Annotated in this window: 20 protein-coding genes; 9 read left to right on the forward strand and 11 right to left on the reverse strand. The window is 38.2% G+C overall.

Annotated features, from left to right (window positions below):
* Positions 1-8 precede the first annotated feature (8 nt).
* Positions 9-743 carry an LPS export ABC transporter ATP-binding protein gene (gene lptB / locus AC6H0V_RS17865; protein WP_497561565.1) on the reverse strand — a complete coding sequence of 245 codons (735 nt, stop codon included), beginning with the start codon at positions 741-743 and terminating at the stop codon, positions 9-11.
* A gap of 88 nt (positions 744-831) precedes the next feature.
* Positions 832-2,538, reverse strand: a complete 1,707-nt coding sequence (gene recJ / locus AC6H0V_RS17870) for a single-stranded-DNA-specific exonuclease RecJ (RefSeq protein WP_497561566.1) — start codon at positions 2,536-2,538, stop codon at positions 832-834.
* Positions 2,539-2,706: 168 nt separating this feature from the next.
* Here recJ and AC6H0V_RS17875 point away from each other — a divergent pair, with 168 nt between their 5' ends.
* Positions 2,707-3,483 carry an MBL fold metallo-hydrolase gene (locus tag AC6H0V_RS17875; protein ID WP_497561567.1) on the forward strand — a complete coding sequence of 259 codons (777 nt, stop codon included), beginning with the start codon at positions 2,707-2,709 and terminating at the stop codon, positions 3,481-3,483.
* Positions 3,484-3,540: 57 nt separating this feature from the next.
* Here AC6H0V_RS17875 and AC6H0V_RS17880 read toward each other — a convergent pair whose 3' ends face one another.
* From AC6H0V_RS17880 to ahcY, 7 genes are all read right to left on the reverse strand, one after another.
* Positions 3,541-3,942 (reverse strand): response regulator, encoded by a 402-nt coding sequence (locus AC6H0V_RS17880; RefSeq protein ID WP_497561568.1) that lies wholly within the window; start codon positions 3,940-3,942, stop codon positions 3,541-3,543.
* 125 nt (positions 3,943-4,067) lie between these two features.
* A complete protein-coding gene (locus AC6H0V_RS17885) occupies positions 4,068-4,655 on the reverse strand; it encodes a YceI family protein (RefSeq protein WP_497561569.1) in 588 nt (195 codons plus the stop codon).
* 269 nt (positions 4,656-4,924) lie between these two features.
* Positions 4,925-7,804, reverse strand: coding sequence for an aminomethyl-transferring glycine dehydrogenase (gene gcvP, locus AC6H0V_RS17890; protein ID WP_497561570.1), 2,880 nt, complete (start codon positions 7,802-7,804; stop codon positions 4,925-4,927).
* A gap of 266 nt (positions 7,805-8,070) precedes the next feature.
* Positions 8,071-8,634, reverse strand: a complete 564-nt coding sequence (locus AC6H0V_RS17895; protein ID WP_497561571.1) for a hypothetical protein — start codon at positions 8,632-8,634, stop codon at positions 8,071-8,073.
* Between the two features lie 98 nt (positions 8,635-8,732).
* Complete coding sequence (locus AC6H0V_RS17900; protein ID WP_497563394.1) at positions 8,733-9,464, reverse strand: pyridoxine 5'-phosphate synthase; 732 nt, start codon at positions 9,462-9,464, stop codon at positions 8,733-8,735.
* Positions 9,465-9,506: 42 nt separating this feature from the next.
* On the reverse strand, positions 9,507-9,845 hold the full coding sequence (locus tag AC6H0V_RS17905) for a DUF6370 family protein (protein ID WP_497561572.1): 339 nt from the start codon (positions 9,843-9,845) through the stop codon (positions 9,507-9,509).
* 227 nt (positions 9,846-10,072) lie between these two features.
* Complete coding sequence (ahcY, locus tag AC6H0V_RS17910) at positions 10,073-11,389, reverse strand: adenosylhomocysteinase (RefSeq protein WP_497561573.1); 1,317 nt, start codon at positions 11,387-11,389, stop codon at positions 10,073-10,075.
* A 231-nt stretch (positions 11,390-11,620) separates the two neighbouring features.
* Here ahcY and AC6H0V_RS17915 point away from each other — a divergent pair, with 231 nt between their 5' ends.
* From AC6H0V_RS17915 to AC6H0V_RS17940, 6 genes are all read left to right on the forward strand, one after another.
* Positions 11,621-12,124, forward strand: coding sequence for a hypothetical protein (locus AC6H0V_RS17915; RefSeq protein WP_497561574.1), 504 nt, complete (start codon positions 11,621-11,623; stop codon positions 12,122-12,124).
* Positions 12,125-12,491: 367 nt separating this feature from the next.
* A complete protein-coding gene (locus tag AC6H0V_RS17920; protein WP_497561575.1) occupies positions 12,492-13,319 on the forward strand; it encodes an alpha/beta fold hydrolase in 828 nt (275 codons plus the stop codon).
* A 79-nt stretch (positions 13,320-13,398) separates the two neighbouring features.
* Positions 13,399-13,959: a lysophospholipid acyltransferase family protein gene (locus AC6H0V_RS17925; protein WP_497561576.1), complete on the forward strand. Its 561-nt coding sequence runs from the start codon at positions 13,399-13,401 to the stop codon at positions 13,957-13,959.
* 72 nt (positions 13,960-14,031) lie between these two features.
* Positions 14,032-14,376: a DUF2752 domain-containing protein gene (locus tag AC6H0V_RS17930; protein ID WP_497561577.1), complete on the forward strand. Its 345-nt coding sequence runs from the start codon at positions 14,032-14,034 to the stop codon at positions 14,374-14,376.
* A 4-nt stretch (positions 14,377-14,380) separates the two neighbouring features.
* The gene (locus AC6H0V_RS17935) at positions 14,381-14,806 is read left to right on the forward strand and encodes a CCC motif membrane protein (protein WP_497561578.1); all 426 of its coding nucleotides are present in this window, start codon (positions 14,381-14,383) and stop codon (positions 14,804-14,806) included.
* A gap of 215 nt (positions 14,807-15,021) precedes the next feature.
* A complete protein-coding gene (locus AC6H0V_RS17940; RefSeq protein WP_497563395.1) occupies positions 15,022-15,432 on the forward strand; it encodes a BrxA/BrxB family bacilliredoxin in 411 nt (136 codons plus the stop codon).
* Between the two features lie 192 nt (positions 15,433-15,624).
* Here AC6H0V_RS17940 and cdaA read toward each other — a convergent pair whose 3' ends face one another.
* On the reverse strand, positions 15,625-16,434 hold the full coding sequence (cdaA, locus tag AC6H0V_RS17945) for a diadenylate cyclase CdaA (RefSeq protein ID WP_497561579.1): 810 nt from the start codon (positions 16,432-16,434) through the stop codon (positions 15,625-15,627).
* Between the two features lie 155 nt (positions 16,435-16,589).
* Complete coding sequence (gene folP, locus AC6H0V_RS17950) at positions 16,590-17,450, reverse strand: dihydropteroate synthase (protein WP_497561580.1); 861 nt, start codon at positions 17,448-17,450, stop codon at positions 16,590-16,592.
* A 112-nt stretch (positions 17,451-17,562) separates the two neighbouring features.
* On the opposite strand from folP, the gene AC6H0V_RS17955 reads away from it, so the two are divergent.
* On the forward strand, positions 17,563-18,051 hold the full coding sequence (locus AC6H0V_RS17955) for a DUF1599 domain-containing protein (protein WP_497561581.1): 489 nt from the start codon (positions 17,563-17,565) through the stop codon (positions 18,049-18,051).
* A 5-nt stretch (positions 18,052-18,056) separates the two neighbouring features.
* Positions 18,057-19,208 carry a BT_3928 family protein gene (locus AC6H0V_RS17960; RefSeq protein WP_497561582.1) on the forward strand — a complete coding sequence of 384 codons (1,152 nt, stop codon included), beginning with the start codon at positions 18,057-18,059 and terminating at the stop codon, positions 19,206-19,208.

Raw genomic sequence — 19,208 nt, forward strand, 5'->3', positions numbered from 1 at the left:
TGCTGTTTTTATAAATTTTTTCTACGTAGTACAAAATTCGACCCCAAGTAAACCTTTCTTACCATTTCATTTGCTGCAAGTACTTCTGGGGTTCCTGATTCCAGAATTTTTCCTTCGAAAAGTAAATATGCCCTATCGGTGATGGATAAGGTTTCTTGAACATTATGATCGGTAATTAATATACCAATGTTCTTTTTCTTCAATTTGGCTACGATGGTCTGGATTTCTTCTACCGCAATAGGGTCTACTCCGGCAAAGGGTTCATCCAATAAAATAAAATTGGGATTAGCAGCTAAAGCTCTGGCAATCTCGGTTCTTCTCCGCTCGCCTCCTGATAGTAGATCTCCGCGATTTTTCCTTACTTTATGAAGACTAAATTCGTTGATCAGTTCTTCTAATTTTTCGTGCCGTTCTTCTTTGGTTAGCTTGGTCATTTCTAAAATGGCCATAATATTGTCTTCTACTGTAAGTTTTCGGAACACGCTTGCTTCTTGGGCCAAATAGCCAATCCCTTTTTGCGCTCTACGGTACATGGGATCTTTGGTGATATCTATCCCGTCTAAAAGAATTGTGCCCTCATTAGGTTTAATTAAACCTACAATCATATAAAATGAGGTTGTTTTGCCGGCACCATTAGGCCCCAGTAGTCCAACAATTTCGCCTTGACTTACTTCAAAAGAAACATGGTTAACAACTGTACGCTGTTTGTATTTTTTAACTAGGTTTTCGGCTTTTAGAATCATTTAGAATTACGATTTACGGTTTATGTCCCGATAGCTCCAAAGGAATGCCTGTGGCACTATCGGAATAGATTGAAGATTGTCCTATTGCTCAGTCCTTATCAATTTTTATGCCTTTAATATTTAACTGCAAGCGTTTTTTATCTTTCCAAACGTTCTCTTCTATGGTATAGCAGATAGAGAAAAGCTGATTAGGAGTTAATAATGATTCAAACTCACCCAGTCCAAATGCAATGCCATCAAAAATAGCTGAATTTTGTTGGTTTACACTCAACTTTAAATGATTTGTACCCACTAGTTGCGGAGCGCCAACCAATTTCACTCCGTTGCTTATAAAAACAGGAGCCATATTTTGTGGTCCGAAAGGAGACATTTGCAAAAGAATACGATAAAATTTGGCATCAATTTGAGCAAGTTTAATCTCACAATCAATTTTAATTTCGGGAATCAATAAATTCGGACTGATACTCTTTGCCACAACGTCTTCGAATTTTTCTGAAAATAGCGCTAAATTTTCTGGCTTTATGGTAAGCCCCGCGGCATATTTATGACCGCCAAATTGTTCCAATAGTTCGCTGCAAGACAAAAGTGCCTCGTATAGATCATAACCCGCCACCGAGCGAGCAGAACCGGTATAATTTCCATTCGATTCGGTAAGTACAATGGTTGGTCGATAGTACTTTTCTGTTAAGCGTGAGGCAACTATTCCAATTACGCCTTTATTCCAATCGTGCTGATAAACCACTGTTGTTTTACGATTTATCAATATTTCGCTCTCTCCAATAATAGCCAGCGCCTCCAAAGTTATACTTTGATCAAAGGTTCTTCTATCTGTATTCTGACTATTGATAAATGTACTTTGCTCATCAGCCAGAGCAACTTCATCACTTAATAAAACCTTTACTGCATCTTTTGCATCGCCCATTCTACCAGCCGCATTAATACGAGGGGCCAATAAAAAAACCACATCGGTTATCGAATAAGTTTCTGTTTTGCCCGAAATCTGCATGAGGGCTTTTAATCCACAACAAGGATCTTGATTAAGCTTGATAAGTCCAAAATGTGCCATTACCCTATTTTCATCCACAATTGGCACAATGTCTGCCGCGATGCTTACCATGCACAAGTCTAGATATTTCTCATATTGGGCATCGGGTAAACCATTGGCTTGGCAATACGCTTGGGCTAATTTAAAACCGATTCCACATCCGGACAATTCTTTGAAGGGGTATTCGCAATCCGCTCTTTTTGGGTCGAGAACCGCAACGGCCCTTGGGAGTTCATCACCAGGTAAATGGTGATCGCATATAATGAAATCAATGCCTAAACTAGCCGCATAATCAATTTTATCAATTGATCTTATTCCACAGTCTAAGGCTATCATTAAGGTAAACCCATTTGCGTGGGCAAAATCAATTCCCGCAGTAGATATCCCATATCCTTCTTTATGTCTATCGGGAATGTAAAAAGCAATCTCAGTGGTAAAACCACTAAAAAAGCTATAGGTTAAAGCAACTGCGGTGGTTCCATCAACATCATAATCTCCATACACCAAAATCTTTTCATTTCTAGCTATGGCACTTGTAATTCTCAAAATTGCCTGCTCCATATCCTTCATTAAGAAAGGATCATGAAGCTGTGTTAAGGTAGGTCTGAAGAAATATCGGGCTTCTTCAAATGTAGAAATGCCCCTTTGAACCAAGATCTTTGCTAAACAGGGATCTATATTTAATTCGCTGGCCAGCTGCTCACTTGTTTCTATCTCGCCTTGCTCAAGCAGCGCCCATCTTTTTTCCATTTATTATTATGCTTAGTTCAGTTATTATTTTTTGCCCCAAGAAATGGGTAAACTTAGATTTTTATGATCCTTATTTGCACAATGCGGTGACCATAAGTTCATACAGGTTCTTTATCTTTGTGCTATTGTTCGTAAATATATCATTAAAATTTCTTTTCAAAAAATACGATGTCATTACCGGTTTTTACATTACATGAAGGTTCTTATTCTGTTGATATTTCTAAAAAGTTCATTCCTTTTGACCCCGAAAAAGATAACCCGAAAGACCGCCCGGCTTCACTTTTTATTCATGTACAACCTTTCTTGATCAAACTTAATGATATGTTGGTTTTGTGTGATACGGGTTTAGGCTACAGCAATGAGAAAGGCCAGTTAAACCTGCATAACAATATAAAAAAGGCGGGTTTTAATCCAGAAGATGTAAATTTTGTACTGATGTCACATTTACATTTTGATCATTCTGGAGGCATGATCCATCAGCATAATAACAAAATGGAGCTTAGTTTTCCCCACGCAACTTACGTGATTCAGCGAGGCGAATGGGAGAGTGCTTTCAGTAGTACATCATCATCTTATCACACAGATATTTTTGATTTTTTGCAAAGAAATGCTCAGATCGAGTTAGTTGAAGGGTCAGGAAAGTTAACAAACGAGATAAACTATCAACTTACAGGAGCACATTGTCCTTACCATCAGGTTTTTTTATTTGATGATGGAACAGAAAAAGTTTTTTTTGGCGGGGATGTTTTGCCAGAACCAGAAGAACTTATTCGGAAATTTATTGCCAAATATGATTTCGATGGTCGTAAGGCAATGGAGCTACGCGAGGAATTTGGTAAACAGGCAGCTGCCGAAAACTGGAAGTGTTTGTTCTACCATTCAAAATCACAAAGCCAAGCTTATGTTAAATTTGATGGCGAAAAATTTATGATCCAAGGGGCATAGTAACCGAAAACTGCGAACTGTGCTAAAGGCATCCCTTTGTGAAAAACTGCGAACTGATTATATGCTTAACGGCTTAATCAACTCTGTTAAACGCTCCATAGACAGTGGCTTTGAAATAAATCCTTTTACAGAAGAATAGCTTTTCGTTTTTTCGATATCATTCTCATAAACAGAAGAAGAAAGGATATAGAGGTCTACGGGGATTTCTATTCCTAAGGTTTGATAGGCCTCAATAAACTCCCATCCATTCATAACAGGCATGTTAATGTCTATTAAAATAAGTTGTGGAAGAGGCATATTATTGGAAATCGTTTCTTTTAGATAATCAACTGCTTGTTGTCCATTACTTTTGGAAACCATATCGATATCAAATCCTGTTTTTTCGACAATCTTTTTAATGATAAAGATATTGATATCATCGTCATCAATAACTAACAGATTGATTTTACTATCTAACATTGGGTATTGTGTGTGTTGTGATGGGCTAAGGTAGATATTGCATTTGGCAATCACAATAAGTTTTACACAAAAAAAAAGACCTGATCTCATTGATCAAGCCTTTTTTTCTTCTCTATTAAATTAATTTATTTTGAAGCAACTAATTTTACGCTTAAGTTAAACTCATCGTAGATGAAGTTGTCACCTAGGTCGGCAAATACCGATTTAGATTTAAATTTGATGCCATATTTAGTTCTATCGATCGTAATTTTATCAGCAGTAGCAGTGATGGTTTTATCTGCATTCCATACTACATTAACTGGGAAAGTGATCGAGTTGGTAACACCTTTGATGGTTAGGTCGCCTGTAACTGTAAACGCTGTTCCAGATCCTTCCACTTTTTTTATGATGAATGCGGCTTCTTTAAATGTATCAGTACCAAAAAAATCATCAGCTTTCAAGTGTTTTTCTAGGCCACCATTTTTACCAGAATCTTTAATGGTAGTCATATCTGCAACAAAACCACCTTTAATTAATTTTTTGCCATTAAATGCTAGGCTACCAGAAGACAGATCAACTGTACCGTTATGACCGCCACCTGTTTTTTTGGCATCCCATAAAATAGTCGATTTTGTAACGTCTACCTTGTAAACGTCGTCTTTTGGAACAAATGCAACAAATGCGAAACTAGCAATAACAGCTAGCAATAAGATTGAAGAGATTTTTAATTTCATCTGAATTTTTTTAAGTTTTTGTAAAGGTATCTAAATTTCTTAAGCTAAAAATTACCATATGTTAAGATTTTTATCTTAACAAAGTTCGTAGATTTTTAAAACCTACGAACTCTAGTTGTATTTAGAGTAAAAATGATAAAAAAGGTTTAAATTTTGCTCAAACTTCGTAAGTTTTTAACTCGCTCAAACTTCGTAAGTTTTTAAAATTTGCTCAAACTTCGTAAGTTTTAAATTTCGCCAAACTTCATAAGTTTTTTAAACTTACGAAGTTAAGCTTCCACTTCTTCTTCCATGTAGCTTTCTAATGGCGGACAAGCACAAATTAAAGAACGGTCGCCCAAGCTATCATTTACTCTTCCAACCGACGGCCAAAATTTAAAAGCAGCAACATAGGGTAATGGGAAGGCCGCAGTTTGTCTGCTGTACGCATGTTCCCACTCATTTGCTGTAACTATTGCAGAAGTATGAGGTGCATTTTTCAACGGATTATCTATTTTATCGAGCTCTCCTTTTTCTACAGCAGCAATTTCATTTCTAATGGCGATCAACGCGTCACAAAAACGATCAAGTTCGTGTTTAGGCTCACTTTCTGTTGGCTCTACCATCAATGTTCCCGCCACTGGGAAAGATACCGTTGGCGCATGAAAACCGTAATCCATCAAGCGCTTCGCAATATCAACCACTTCAATACCAAAGTTTTTAAACCCACGGCAATCCAAAATCATTTCGTGTGCGCATCTTCCTTCGCTCCCAGCATACAAGACTGGAAAGTGCTGCTCTAAACGCGCTTTCATATAGTTGGCATTTAAAATGGCATATTTTGTTGCATCGGTTAAACCCTCAGCTCCCATCATAGCAATATAGGCATGGGAAATAATAAGGATGGAGGCGGAGCCCCAGGGTGCAGACGATACTGCGTGTATAGATTTTTCTTTATTGATATCAACTACCACATGGCCAGGTAAATACTCAACCAAATGAGCTGCAACCCCAATCGGGCCCATGCCAGGGCCACCTCCACCATGTGGGATACAAAAAGTTTTGTGCAAATTTAAATGGCAAACATCAGCCCCAATAGATGCAGGGCTAGTTAAGCCAACCTGTGCATTCATGTTTGCACCATCCATATATACCTGCCCGCCATTGTGGTGGATGATGTTGCAGATATCTATGATACTTTCTTCAAAAACACCATGTGTTGATGGATAGGTTACCATTAAACAGGATAGGTTTGCAGCATGTTCCTCTGCCTTTGCCCTAAGATCTTCAACATCAATATTTCCATTCTCGAGGGATTTGACCACAATAATTTTCATTCCGGCCATTGCCGCAGAAGCAGGATTAGTACCGTGTGCAGAAGCAGGAATAAGGGCAATATTACGATGATGATCACCGCGATCTTGATGATAGGCCCTGATTACCATTAAACCTGCATATTCTCCCTGCGCCCCAGCATTTGGTTGTAAACTCATGGCAGCGAAACCGGTAATTTCACTTAACCATTTGTCCAGTTCATTAAATACGGTATAATAGCCCAAAACTTGGTCTGCTGGAGCAAATGGATGTACTTTTCCAAACTCTGGCCACGTTACCGGGATCATTTCACTCGTTGCGTTTAACTTCATGGTGCATGAACCTAAAGCAATCATCGAATGGCATAAGGAAAGATCTTTTGCTTCTAACGATTTTATATAGCGCAACATTTCGTGTTCAGAATGATGCGAATTAAAGATCGGATGGGTTAAATAGGTAGAGGAACGTTGTAAATTGGCAGGAATAGTGGTTTCAACCTCTTCTACAATTGTTAAATTATCTGAAGCAATTCCTTTAACTTTTGAGAAAATGCGGATCAATAATTTTAAATCTTCGTAGGCTGTAGTTTCATCAAGCGCAATGCTTACTTTACTTGCATTATAACTAAGATTGATGTTGTTGTCTAAACACTCTTTATGGATAGAATCTGTTAAATCACCTAAGTTAATTTCGATGGTATCAAAATAGACCTTGCTTGAAACCGAATAACCAATTTGGGCCAAAGATTTTGCAAGGGAAACCGCTAACCCATGGGTGCGTTCGGCAATTAGTTTCAATCCTGTTGGACCATGGTAAACCGCATAAAATCCGGCCATAATTGCCAATAATGCTTGAGCCGTACAGATATTGGATGTTGCCTTATCCCTACGGATATGCTGTTCGCGGGTTTGTAGGGCCATGCGTAACGCATAGTTGTTGTTGCTGTCTTTGGTTACGCCAATAATTCGACCTGGAATAGCTCGTTTATATTCGTCTTTTGTGGCAAAAAATGCTGCATGTGGTCCGCCAAATCCCATTGGAACACCAAAACGTTGCGAGGTGCCCACTACTACATCCGCTCCCCATTCTCCAGGGGGAGTTAGCAGTGTTAAACTCAAAAGGTCGGCAACAACCGTTAATTTGATATTCTGATCGTGAAGTGTAGCAGCGAAGCCCGTGTAGTTATAAACTTCTCCATTCCCAGCCGGATATTGAACAATAGCGCCAAAGAAATCTGCTGTGGCAACAAATTCTTCGTGATTGCCAATAACCAGTTCTATGCCGTAAGGATTAGCGCGGGTTTTTAAGATGTCTATGGTTTGTGCAAATACAAGTTCAGAAACAAAGTATTTAGCAGCCTGTTGGTTTTTACGAAGGCTAAACTGCATAAACATCGCCTCAGCAGCAGCGGTGCCTTCATCCAATAAAGATGCGTTAGCTATTTCCATCCCTGTTAAATCAATAACCATGGTTTGGAAGTTCAATAATGCCTGTAAGCGGCCCTGTGCAATTTCTGCCTGATAAGGAGTGTATTGGGTATACCATCCCGGGTTTTCCATTACATTTCGTAAAATCACGCCGGGGGTTAAGGTATCATAATACCCTTGGCCGATATAAGACTTGAAAACCTTATTTAGTGAAGCGGTTTGCTTTAAGCCCGTTAAATATTCGATCTCAGACTTTGCCCTTGGCAAATTTAAAGGTTGTTTTAACCTAATTTTTTGGGGAACAGTCTGTTCAATCAACTCGTCGATGGTACTAACACCAACGGTCTTGAGCATTGCCGCAGTATCCTCAGTATTTGGGGCAATATGGCGGTCTTGAAAATCTTCTTGATAATGAATATTTAAACTCATGCGGTATAAATAATAAGTTGCCGCAAAGTTAAGGATTTGGAAGCTATCTTAAAGTAAAAAGTTAAGGATATAGTATTGCGTAGAGCGTATAGCGTATTGGGACTGGATGAGGATAACGCAGCGCATATATTTCATATAAATTATTTAGAAATTCAGATAAAAAGAAGATCGTTATCTCAGTGCACTGGGACCTGTACTAAAATTGAATTAAAATTGTTGAAAAGAACCTAGTCCTTGTCTCATTACGCACTACGCTATACTCAATACTATTTAACAACCTTCCATCCTTCTTCCTTATTCAATTTTAAACGATAGGTTTTGGTAATGAAATCGCTATTAGCATCTTGGCTTTTTTGGAAAGGGGCAAAAGGTGTATTTATTTTCTTGAGTGTAACGGTAACTTTGGCATTGTTATCATTTACCTGGTTAAAGTTCACGGGTTTTTCGCTTGCAAGTTCGTAGATCACCACTTTAACGTTGGCCCTGTCTTCCTCTTGTTTTAATACGAGGTTGCTCGCTTTTTCGGTTAGTTTAATGAGGTAGGTATAACTGCTATCCTTTGAAAGAAATTTCTTCTTTGCTTCCTGCAGCGTTAAGGAAACATAGCCATCGTTTGCCAACTGGCGATATTTTTCTAGCTCTTTCATTTCGCTGTCACTGTTAAATTTCATTTCTCCAAAATTGAAGCGGGCAATTTTGTATTCTGGATTGGCCTGCAAATATTCGGTAATTACTCCGCCAGCCTCATCGGCATTTATTTTAGCTACGTCTTTACATCCGCTAAAAGCGATAACAATAAGTGCTAAAAAGATTAACAATTGCTTTCTCATAAGGATTAGTTTTTCTTAAAGATATTTGGGATTTAGGTGAAAAGCAAATTTAATGTAGGGCTTGGGGCCTGGGGCATGGCGCAAAGCGAACCTAGGCTCTACGCTCCTCGCTCCATGCTCAACTTTTTAAGGTAAAGCTGTATCGTATTTTCAAGGCCTAAATATAGGGCATCACTAATTAGGGCATGGCCGATAGAAACTTCAAGCAGGTTTGGAATCTGTTGCGCAAAATAGTTAAGGTTGTGCAAATCAAGGTCGTGACCTGCGTTGATGCCTAATCCAAGCTCATTTGCTTTTTTAGCTGCGGCGATGTATGGCTCTATCGCTTTTTCTTTGTTTTGATGATAACCGCTTGCATAAGCTTCGGTATATAATTCAATACGATCGGTACCTGTGGCTAACGCACCTTCCACCATTTTTAGATCGGGATCTACAAAAATAGAGACGCGGATACCGCTAGCCTTAAAAAGACCGACCATTTCTTTTAGGTAATCTTGCTCTTTTATGGTATCCCAACCGTGATTTGAGGTAATTTGACCAAGAATATCAGGCACCAAAGTTACTTGCGCAGGCTTGTTGGCCAACACCAAGTCGATAAATTTTTGCTCTTTACAGTTACCTTCGATATTAAATTCGGTAGCAATTACGGCTTTAAGATCAAATGTATCCTGATAACGGATATGGCGTTCGTCTGGCCGGGGGTGAACCGTTATACCTTGTGCTCCAAAACGCACACAATCTAGTGCAACTTTAACTAAATCGGGATTATTGCCTCCGCGACTGTTGCGTAGGGTGGCAATTTTGTTAATGTTAACCGATAATTTTGTCATCGTAGACATGAGATGTGAGATATGAGACGTGAGATTGACTCCCTATGCTTTTTTCTTTGCAGGCAATAATTTAATTGTTTTTGCCTTAAAACGGTTATCTACAATTTCTCCAGTTACTTCAGCTTTGCTAATGGCATTACAAAAGCCATGTTTAGCATGAGCATCTCCAAAATCGTCTACTGATTTTCCATCTACGAAATAAGAAACCCCATCTACTCTTATGGCCAGGTCGCAACTTTTGCCAGTCATTTTGAATTGGCATTCGCCACAGGCGATTTCAACTACCTTGCTTTTAAGCTGCGTTGTTGCTGGAGCGGTTATTTGTGCATTGGCAATAAGCCCTGTTATGCTAAATAGGAGAGCGAAGATTAATTTTTTCATATTAAGTTAATTGTTGCCCAAATTTAGCGTATTATGGGTTAAAAGGAAATAATTGCTTTGTAAAATTTATTGGGGATTTCAAATCCATCGAGCCTCCGGATTTCAAATCCGGACGAACAGACGAACAAACGAAAAAAAGGGATATACTTGCGCATATCCCTTTTTTGAGTTTTGAGTTAAGAGTTTTGAGTTAGAAGCAACTCTCAACTCCAAGCTCCCAACTCCAACTAGTATCTATAAGTATCCGCCTTAAATGGACCTTCAACCGGTACACCGATATAATCAGCTTGGTATTGATCTAAAACATCCAATTCTACACCAATTTTTTCAAGGTGTAAACGAGCTACTTTTTCATCTAAGTGTTTTGGCAACACATAAACTTTGTTTTCGTATTTACCTGGGTTAGTCCACAATTCTAATTGCGCCAAGGTTTGGTTGGTAAACGAGTTACTCATTACAAAACTTGGGTGACCAGTGGCGCAACCTAAGTTTACCAAACGACCTTCGGCCAATACAATTACGTCTTTACCGTCGATGGTATATTTATCAACTTGTGGTTTAATTTCAACTTTGGTATCGCCATAAGCTCCATTTAACCAAGCCATATCAATTTCGTTATCGAAGTGGCCAATGTTACAAACGATAGCTTTATCCTTTAATGCTCTGAAATGTTGTTCGCGAACGATATCACAGTTACCTGTAGTAGTTACCACGATATCCGCTTCCTTAATTGCGGTAGCTAATTTTTTAACCTCATAGCCTTCCATTGCAGCTTGTAAAGCACAAATTGGATCAATTTCGGTTACAATTACGCGCACACCTTGAGAACTTAATGATTCGGCCGAACCTTTACCTACATCGCCATAGCCACAAACAACAGCTACTTTGCCGGCCATCATTACGTCTGTGGCACGACGGATCGCATCAACCAATGATTCTCTACATCCGTATTTGTTATCAAATTTAGATTTAGTAACCGAATCATTTACATTGATTGCAGGTAAATGCAATGTTCCATTTTTCATTCTTTCGTACAAACGGTGTACTCCGGTGGTAGTTTCTTCAGAAAGACCTTTGATCTCAGCAATCAATTCAGGAAATCTGTCGAACACCATATTTGTAAGATCGCCACCATCATCTAAAATCATGTTTAATGGTTTACGATCTTCGCCAAAATGCAAGGTTTGCTCAATACACCAATCGAAGTCAGCTTCATTTAAGCCTTTCCAAGCATAAACCTGAATGCCAGCAGCAGCAATAGCAGCAGCAGCGTGATCTTGTGTTGAAAAAATGTTACATGATGACCAGGTAACTTCTGCACCTAATTCAACCAATGTTTCTATCAAAACGGCGGTTTGGATGGTCATGTGCAAGCAGCCTGCAATACGGGCTCCCGCAAGTGGTTTAGATGGTCCGAATTCTTTTCTCAAGCTCATCAAGCCAGGCATCTCTGCCTCTGCTAATCCGATCTCTTTACGGCCCCAATCTGCCAGTGAAATGTCCTTAACTTTGTAAGGAATGTACGTTGTCTCTACTGATGACATAATTTATTGTTTTAATTTAATGCAAAGTTACGGCATTAGGATATCAATAACAAAAAAGGAGCGGGAATTGGAGATTAAAATGATAAATAGGGTGGATGGTTATTGGTTAATAGTTCATGGATCATGGATTGGGTGCAGAGTGCAAACCAGCTTTTGTTTGGGTCTTATTTTATGGACAGGATTTTGTAGGTTTAATATGAGAAGGTAAGTAAAACAACCAATCAAGAATTAATGAAAAAGTTAAATATTATTGCTAGTATATATCTTCTGATTTGCGGAGTAGTTAATATACTTAGTTTTTTTGCGCTATTTTTTAAGAGCGACCTGTCAAGTATAGATGCGTTACTAATATTAAGTATACTGGGGTTTCTTTTGATTTTGACTATTGTAAATAATGTAATTATCCTGAGGAGATTAAATGAAATATCAAAACAGCATATTTTAGTCAACTTGTTGATATGTTTTATCCAAGTTTTTCGCGTGTCTATAGATAATTTTCAATATAAATTAAATGAAGGCTTAGAGATTATCGTTTATGCCACAAAGAAAGCTGGGGAAATGGACTTTCATTTTGGGGCATATATCGGAAACTTTGATCTTTCCCTTGCCATTACTTTTATAGAAAATACTTCAACTGGGATAGAGATAAATATATTAATGTTAATGCTGGTGGTATTTTATTTTATACAGTGGCAAATGTATCCTCCCAATACTGCTAATAAAAGTGGTTTATAACTCACCTAACTAACGAAGTCTTAAGCGCAGCGTAGTCGTGCTTTAAACTCATAAAATGATAATATAGAAATTACACCATTAAAGACTAGCGCAGGTGATGCGCACTTCAAACTACTAAACCGGCAAGGAGATTTACCATAGGCACTTCTTGCGAGCTTCGAATTGTGAAGAACAGTCCTCGCAAAGACGATCTTTGGCGCGAAAACGCGTTAGGGATAGGAGCAGCATCCTTTGGCTTGATTCCAGTCATCGGATGAATATAGGCATCATGCCGATTCACCAATGACTTCTATCAACTATTTCCCATTTTGTTTTTTTAAAATTTCTCCTAACTTTAAATCATCTAAATAAACTGTTAACGCGTCTCATGACAGCACATTTTTTTAACCATTCGTTGGTTAATTTACACTATTACCGTTTTGGTAATGGCCCAAAAGCCATGCTGTGCTTTCATGGCTATGGGATGCATGGTAAGCAATTTTCGATATTAAAAGAGAAATTTGAAGATGAATATACATTTTATAGCTTCGACCTCTTTTTCCATAAGGAAACCAAGCTACGGGACCAGTCCATCAAGCACATCAAAAAGGGGATTTCCAAATCAGAATTTTCCGAATTGATGGAAGATTTCTGTAGGCATGAAGGCATCGATCGATTTTGTGTCATCAGTTATTCTTTGGGTACCCATTATGCTACTGTACTGGCCGAAAAGAAATCGGGTCGCATTGATAACCTCTTTGTGTTGGCCCCATCTTTTTTAAGGATTTTTCCCCCGTTTCAAGTCATGTCGAGAAATGTGATGGCAAACTTCGCATTCAGAAAACTTATTTTAAGCGAAAAGGGGATTAAAGTAGTGCTTAAATTGTGTAAAAAATTAAGGATAATTGACGAGAAAAGTCACCGAATATTGACTTTAGAAATGGCTACGCCCGATCTACGCTTTGCTTTTTATGCCAATGTAACCTACTTACGCCACCTTCAGGTTAACCAAGCAGAGCTGATAACCGCATTAAACAACAGCGAAGTGAAGTGTCATTTTATGTTCGGCCAGCGGGATCATATGTATCCCCCAAGCCTGGCCGATGACATGATCTCAAGGCTTAAGCATGTAAAAAAAACGATATTGGATGCCGATCATGATATGGTGAACCCAAATTTACCAGCAAAAATGTACGATCTTATTTATGATAATTAAGGCAAATCCGGTTCGGTTTAGGTATTTACTCTTGTTTGGCAAGTTCTTGACGTGGCTTTTTAGATGGCGCTTTAACAAAATGAAGATCCATGAAGTGAAGATCTTAAAGGGCCACTCGTACATTTTGATGTGCAATCATTTTAGTTTTTGGGACGGGTTTTGGGCGGGATATCTTTGCTTAAAATCGCTATGCGAACAGGAGCCAGCTATAAATGGTTTTTATATTATGGTGCTCGAGAAGCAATTGGCACAACATAAATGGTTAACCAGGTTAGGCTGTTTTTCTATCGCCCCCGGCACATATACGGTTAACGAAAGCCTTGATTATGCCGCTTCCTTATTGGATGTTCCTGGCACTATTTTTTTAATGTACCCGCAAGGAAATATAGAATCGAACCATGTGCGCAACATCTATCTTAAACCAGGGATAGCAGACATTACACAAAGAATAACAGGAGATTGCCAGTTAATTTGGAGCAGTAATCTTGTAGAGTATTTTGAGAGCTTAAAGCCTTCAGTATATTTCCATATGTTAGATTGCGGCACTAACCACGACTTTGATTTTAAAGAGTTAAGCGTACTAATTAACCAGCATCACAAAGCTGCCATCAAGAAACAGTTCAGGTTTACTGAAGATTAGAATGAAAATCTCCCTTTAAAAACAAGATTTAAAATTTGTACTCCCTGTTTATTTTATTAGTTTTAACGAAACATGAATCTCCTCTCAATTCTATTTTCGTTAAAAGAGAACAACGGTGTAATAGCGTGGTTGAAAAACCATTTGTTGGCTTGCCCAATTAAAAAATTCACGGGTATTGATTGTCCGGGATGTGGGCTTCAACGTTCATTTTTAGCGCTTGTGCAGGGCGATTTTTCTAATTCATTGCGATTATATCCTGCTACAATACCTTTATTGGGCTTGTTTATAGTTACGCTATTGCATTTGAAATTTGATTTTAAAAACGGCGCTTTTTTTATAAAATTGCTTTATATTGCTGTCACATTTATTATCGTAGTCAATTACATTTATAAAATAGTTAACCACAAATTAATTTAACGCTATGTCTGAAGAACTTGATCCACAAGAAACACAACCGGTAACCCCACCGCCAACAAATCAACCCCCTTTTCCTCCCTCAAATGGAGGTATGTTTGGGATGCAACATGCTTTGCCAAATGCCACTGCCGTTCTGGTATTAGGTATACTATCCATTGTATTATGTTGTTGCTATGGTGTATTAGGATTGATACCTGCGATTATCGCATTAGTATTGAGTAATAAGGATAGGGCCCTTTATGCCGCAAATCCTGCCGTATATACCTTAAGTTCTTACAAAAATTTAAATGCCGGTAGGGTGTGTGCCATAATCGGCTTGGTTTTAAACATTCTGTCCCTTTTGTACTTCATCTTTATCATCGTGATGTTCGGAACTGGAATGTTGAGCGATCCTCATAAACTTCAGGAAATGCTAAGAGGAATGCAGTAGGAAATAAAATAAGTAATTTAAAAGCAAGCTGTACACATGGCTTGCTTTTTTATGCGCTGTGCGTCAGCAGATTGTTATTTTTAGTTCGCAGTAAAATATAGCGCTTCATAATTTGTTATCTTTGCAGAACGAAAAGCGTTTGGCGATGAGTTTATCTCAGCCCTATGGCTGTACAAGACGCCGAACAAAAGATTAATTTTAAATTTAAACAAGAGATGTATCCAGAATATTTAGTTGAACCAATGCGTGCGGAGTTAACCAATGTTGGTTTTGAAGAATTGAAATCAGCGGAAGCTGTTGATAGCGCCATTAAAAGTGAAGGGACCGTATTTGTGGTAGTTAACTCTGTTTGCGGTTGCGCAGCAGCAAATGCCCGTCCGGCAGCAAAAATTGCCGCGTCTAATAGCAAACACCCAGAGAGACTTGTTACCGTTTTTGCTGGTATGGAAAAAGATGCAGTGGATAGAGCCCGTGCTTATATGATGCCATTTCCCCCATCTTCGCCCGCAATGGCATTATTTAAAGATGGCAAATTGGTGCATATGATAGAACGTCATCAGATTGAAGGCCGTCCGGCGCAAATGATTGCGGATAGCTTGATTGGTGCTTTCGAACAATATTGTTAGATGATTACACCGATTTAAAAAGGGATTACACCGATTTGAAGATGATTACAGCGATTTGGAGGTGATTGCACCGATTTAATAGGAGTAAAAGGATAATTTTAATCCACGCTATACAAAATAGCGTGGGTTTTTTTTCCCCAATCTGTGAAATCGTCTTCAATCTGTGTAATCTCCCGCTAATCTGTGAAATCCCTATTGAAAATCTTTATTGAGTAATTTCTCCAACTCTCCAAAAGAAACATTCATTCTCACCCTGCCCTGTTTAGCGTAGGCGATTTCTCCGGTTTCCTCAGATATGATTACGGCAACCGCATCCGCAGTTTCGGATACTCCGATGCCTGCCCTATGACGAAGGCCAAACTGTGGTGGCAATTTGTCATTATCAGTAAGGGGTAAAATACAACTGGCACTTTTGATCTTGTTTTCGGCAATAACCACAGCTCCATCGTGCAAAGGACTATACTTTTGGAAGATACTTTCTAATAAACGTTTTGAAATTTTCGAATCGATCAGTTCACAGCTGTTGGTAAACAGTTCGTCGTCGTAAAATTTAACAAAAACGATCAACGCCCCGGTTCTGGTTTTCTTCATGCTCTTGCAGGCATCAATGATCGGTTTGATCCTGATCAGATTATCGCGTTCAGAATCCTTACTTCCAAACAAAAATCCCCACCATGCTTTATTTTTTTGTAAGTAGGTGCTTTTTCCGATATGGAGCAAGAAGCGCCTTATCTCGGGCTGGAAAATAATGATTAGCGCAATGATACCTATGCTGATAAATTTATCATCTACCGATTTACTAATTAAGTTTGGTAATAAATTTAGATGAACAGCTTTAATTAAATGGTAAAGCACTAAAATAATGAACATGCCCAACAGTAGATTTACTGCTAACGTATGTCTGATCAAACTGTAAACGTAATAGATAAATAGCGCTACTAATAGAATATCTAATCCATCAACCCAGGTAATTTTAAGAAAATCAAAATCAAGGCCCTTCATTGTGCCTAAGTTAATTAATTTAAGCCGTTAAATCAACTAACAGCGTGCAATTGCAGTTAAATTCGCAAAATTAACTGGTAATCTAAGGAGAAATAGCTCGGTTTCTTGGAATTAATTGAAAATGAACGGTATCAAAAGTTAAAACGATTGGTTTTTTAAGGATTTTTTATTTTTTCTAATAGTTCAATACATTCAATTGCTTCTTTCACATCGTGAACTCTTAAAATTGATGCTCCTTTTAGTAAAGAAGTGGTATTTAGAACACTGGTACCGTTTAAGGCTTGATCCGCTTTGTTGTTTAAGACTTTTGTAACCATAGACTTTCTTGAAAAACCAACAACTATGGGTAGCCCAAAGGAATTTAAACTTTCTAATTGTTGTAAGAGTTCATAGTTTTGTGAAATGGTTTTTGCAAATCCGAAACCTGGATCTATTAGTAAATCTTCAACCCCCCTCTTTTTTAGTTCTGCAATTTTCACAGAGAAATAGGTCGAAACTTCGGTCAAGATATTCGTATAAATGGCATTTTGCTGCATGGTTTGGGGAGTACCTTTCATGTGCATGATAAGATAAGGTACCTGGAGTTTAGCTACGGTATCAAACATCCCTTTATCCAACGCTCCCGCAGAAATATCATTAATGAGGTGTCCGCCAGCCGCAACGGCTTCCTCGGCAACTTTGGCCCTAAAGGTATCGATAGAAAGTATGGCCTCTGGAAACTCTTTCGAAAGGGCAGTAACTACCGGTATCAACCTATTTAATTCTTCATCAGGTCTAATATCCGTTGCACCAGGTCTAGATGAATATGCACCAAGATCTATAAATTTTGCTCCTTCCGCTAAAAATAAGGCCGTCTTTTTTAGCGCATCTTCAATACTATCAGCTCTGCTTTTAGCATAGAACGAATCTGGCGTAATGTTGAGTATGGCCATAACGGAAGGCTTGCTTAAATCTATCAGTTTGCCTTTGCTATTAAGTGTTACTTTTCGGTTTAAAAATGTATCTTTAGCCATCATTTAATACAAAAATAGGTATTAAAATAGCTTTAAACTAAATATTTTAATTGTTTTGGCAGCAAACACATCTCAAGAGTATGATACCGTTATAGCGACATGCAAATCGCTTTTTATGAAGAAAACCAAGGATTATGGAACGGCTTGGAGAATCCTAAGAGCGTCATCCATAACCGATCAACTATTTATCAAGGCACAACGAATCCGTACGCTTGAAGAAAAAAAGATTGCGAAAGTAGATGAGGACATTACCTCAGAATATATCGGTATTGTTAACTATTGCATTATCGCTATGCTACAGTTGGAATTAACCGAAAATGATCCGAACGAAATGGAAGTTGATGTAGTTGAGAATCTTTTCGATAAACGCGTTAATGAAACAAAGGAGCTGATGTTTGCGAAAAACCATGATTACGGAGAGGCTTGGAGAGACATGCGTATCAGCTCCTTAACAGACTTGATCTTGATGAAAATATTTAGGGTGAAGCAAATTGAGGATAATTTAGGACAAACATTGGCGTCAGAAGGTGTTAAAGCAAATTATCAGGATATGTTAAATTATGCGGTTTTCGCACTTATTAAGTTGGAAAATAATCAAAACTAGTTTCGATGCAAAAAGTGGCATTAAATTTTTCGAGGTGTTTTGTTGGGATCCTGTTCATTTTTTCGGGTTTAATAAAAGCGAATGACCCCTTGGGATTTGGTTATAAATTACAAGAGTATTTTGAGGTTTTTCATCTTGATTTCTTAAGTAATTGGGCTACTGGGATTGCTATTCTTTTGTGTGTGCTCGAAATTGTGCTCGGTGCACTTTTACTCTTTGGCTTTTGGCGAAACCAGGTTGCTAAAGGTTTATTGGCACTCATTATTTTCTTTACTTTTTTAACTTTTGTATCCGCCGCTTTTAAGGTAGTTACTTCATGTGGGTGTTTTGGCGATGCGATCCCACTTACCCCTTGGCAATCCTTTAGCAAGGACTTGATTCTCTTGGTAATGATCATTTACCTTTTTATCTATCGAAAAAATATCCAACCGATTACCGCTAATCCAACCATTCAGAAAGCGCTTCTTATTGCAGTTGTTTCTGCGTCTCTATTGTTTGGTTTATTTACCTATAATTTTTTGCCGATTTTAGATTTTCTCCCTTATAAAGTTGGAGCTAACATTCCTGAATCGATGAAAATCCCCGCCGGGGCAGCACAAGACGAATACTTGATCATGTACCAGTTGAAGAATAAAAAAACCGGTGAGACAAAAGTGATGAGTGATAAGGATTATATGAAATTGGAAATCTGGAAGAACGAAGATTGGGAAGTTATAGGAACTCCAGATAGAAAGTTGATCAAAAAAGGATATGATGTAAAAATTAAAGACCTGATCATCTCCGATGCTGCTGGAACCAATTATACGAAGGAATTAATTGAAAATCCCTACTACAACCTGATTGTTGTTGCGTACGACCTGAATAAGACCAGTGAAAAAGGAGTTAGTCAGATGAATGCATTGGCATTAAACGCTACCGAGCAATTTAATATCAGAACGGTCTTATTAACCTCAAATTCGGCGCAGGATGCGGATGCGTTTAGTAAAAAGATGAAGCTTTTTGCAGAAGTTTTTTATGCAGATCCAGTACCCCTAAAAAGTATGGTAAGGGCAAATCCAGGCTTGTTATTATTAAAGAATGGGGTGATTATCGATAAGTGGCATTTTAATAACTTGCCTTCTTTTGATCAATTATCTGAAAAATATTTTTCTAAATAG

The sequence above is a fragment of the Pedobacter sp. NO84 genome (genome assembly GCF_059703915.1).

What these genes read in the sequence shown, in the direction of transcription:
- lptB (WP_497561565.1), bottom strand. Translation starts at nt 743, where the DNA reads ATGATTCTAAAAGCCGAAAACCTAGTTAAAAAATACAAACAGCGTACA.
- AC6H0V_RS17940 (WP_497563395.1), top strand. Translation starts at nt 15,022, where the DNA reads ATGTATCCAGAATATTTAGTTGAACCAATGCGTGCGGAGTTAACCAAT.
- AC6H0V_RS17955 (WP_497561581.1), top strand. Translation starts at nt 17,563, where the DNA reads ATGAAGAAAACCAAGGATTATGGAACGGCTTGGAGAATCCTAAGAGCG.
- AC6H0V_RS17905 (WP_497561572.1), bottom strand. Translation starts at nt 9,845, where the DNA reads ATGAAAAAATTAATCTTCGCTCTCCTATTTAGCATAACAGGGCTTATT.
- ahcY (WP_497561573.1), bottom strand. Translation starts at nt 11,389, where the DNA reads ATGTCATCAGTAGAGACAACGTACATTCCTTACAAAGTTAAGGACATT.
- cdaA (WP_497561579.1), bottom strand. Translation starts at nt 16,434, where the DNA reads ATGAAGGGCCTTGATTTTGATTTTCTTAAAATTACCTGGGTTGATGGA.
- folP (WP_497561580.1), bottom strand. Translation starts at nt 17,450, where the DNA reads ATGATGGCTAAAGATACATTTTTAAACCGAAAAGTAACACTTAATAGC.
- AC6H0V_RS17900 (WP_497563394.1), bottom strand. Translation starts at nt 9,464, where the DNA reads ATGACAAAATTATCGGTTAACATTAACAAAATTGCCACCCTACGCAAC.
- AC6H0V_RS17930 (WP_497561577.1), top strand. Translation starts at nt 14,032, where the DNA reads ATGAATCTCCTCTCAATTCTATTTTCGTTAAAAGAGAACAACGGTGTA.
- AC6H0V_RS17915 (WP_497561574.1), top strand. Translation starts at nt 11,621, where the DNA reads ATGAAAAAGTTAAATATTATTGCTAGTATATATCTTCTGATTTGCGGA.
- AC6H0V_RS17875 (WP_497561567.1), top strand. Translation starts at nt 2,707, where the DNA reads ATGTCATTACCGGTTTTTACATTACATGAAGGTTCTTATTCTGTTGAT.
- AC6H0V_RS17885 (WP_497561569.1), bottom strand. Translation starts at nt 4,655, where the DNA reads ATGAAATTAAAAATCTCTTCAATCTTATTGCTAGCTGTTATTGCTAGT.
- gcvP (WP_497561570.1), bottom strand. Translation starts at nt 7,804, where the DNA reads ATGAGTTTAAATATTCATTATCAAGAAGATTTTCAAGACCGCCATATT.
- AC6H0V_RS17960 (WP_497561582.1), top strand. Translation starts at nt 18,057, where the DNA reads ATGCAAAAAGTGGCATTAAATTTTTCGAGGTGTTTTGTTGGGATCCTG.
- AC6H0V_RS17920 (WP_497561575.1), top strand. Translation starts at nt 12,492, where the DNA reads ATGACAGCACATTTTTTTAACCATTCGTTGGTTAATTTACACTATTAC.
- AC6H0V_RS17895 (WP_497561571.1), bottom strand. Translation starts at nt 8,634, where the DNA reads ATGAGAAAGCAATTGTTAATCTTTTTAGCACTTATTGTTATCGCTTTT.
- AC6H0V_RS17880 (WP_497561568.1), bottom strand. Translation starts at nt 3,942, where the DNA reads ATGTTAGATAGTAAAATCAATCTGTTAGTTATTGATGACGATGATATC.
- recJ (WP_497561566.1), bottom strand. Translation starts at nt 2,538, where the DNA reads ATGGAAAAAAGATGGGCGCTGCTTGAGCAAGGCGAGATAGAAACAAGT.
- AC6H0V_RS17935 (WP_497561578.1), top strand. Translation starts at nt 14,381, where the DNA reads ATGTCTGAAGAACTTGATCCACAAGAAACACAACCGGTAACCCCACCG.
- AC6H0V_RS17925 (WP_497561576.1), top strand. Translation starts at nt 13,399, where the DNA reads ATGAAGATCCATGAAGTGAAGATCTTAAAGGGCCACTCGTACATTTTG.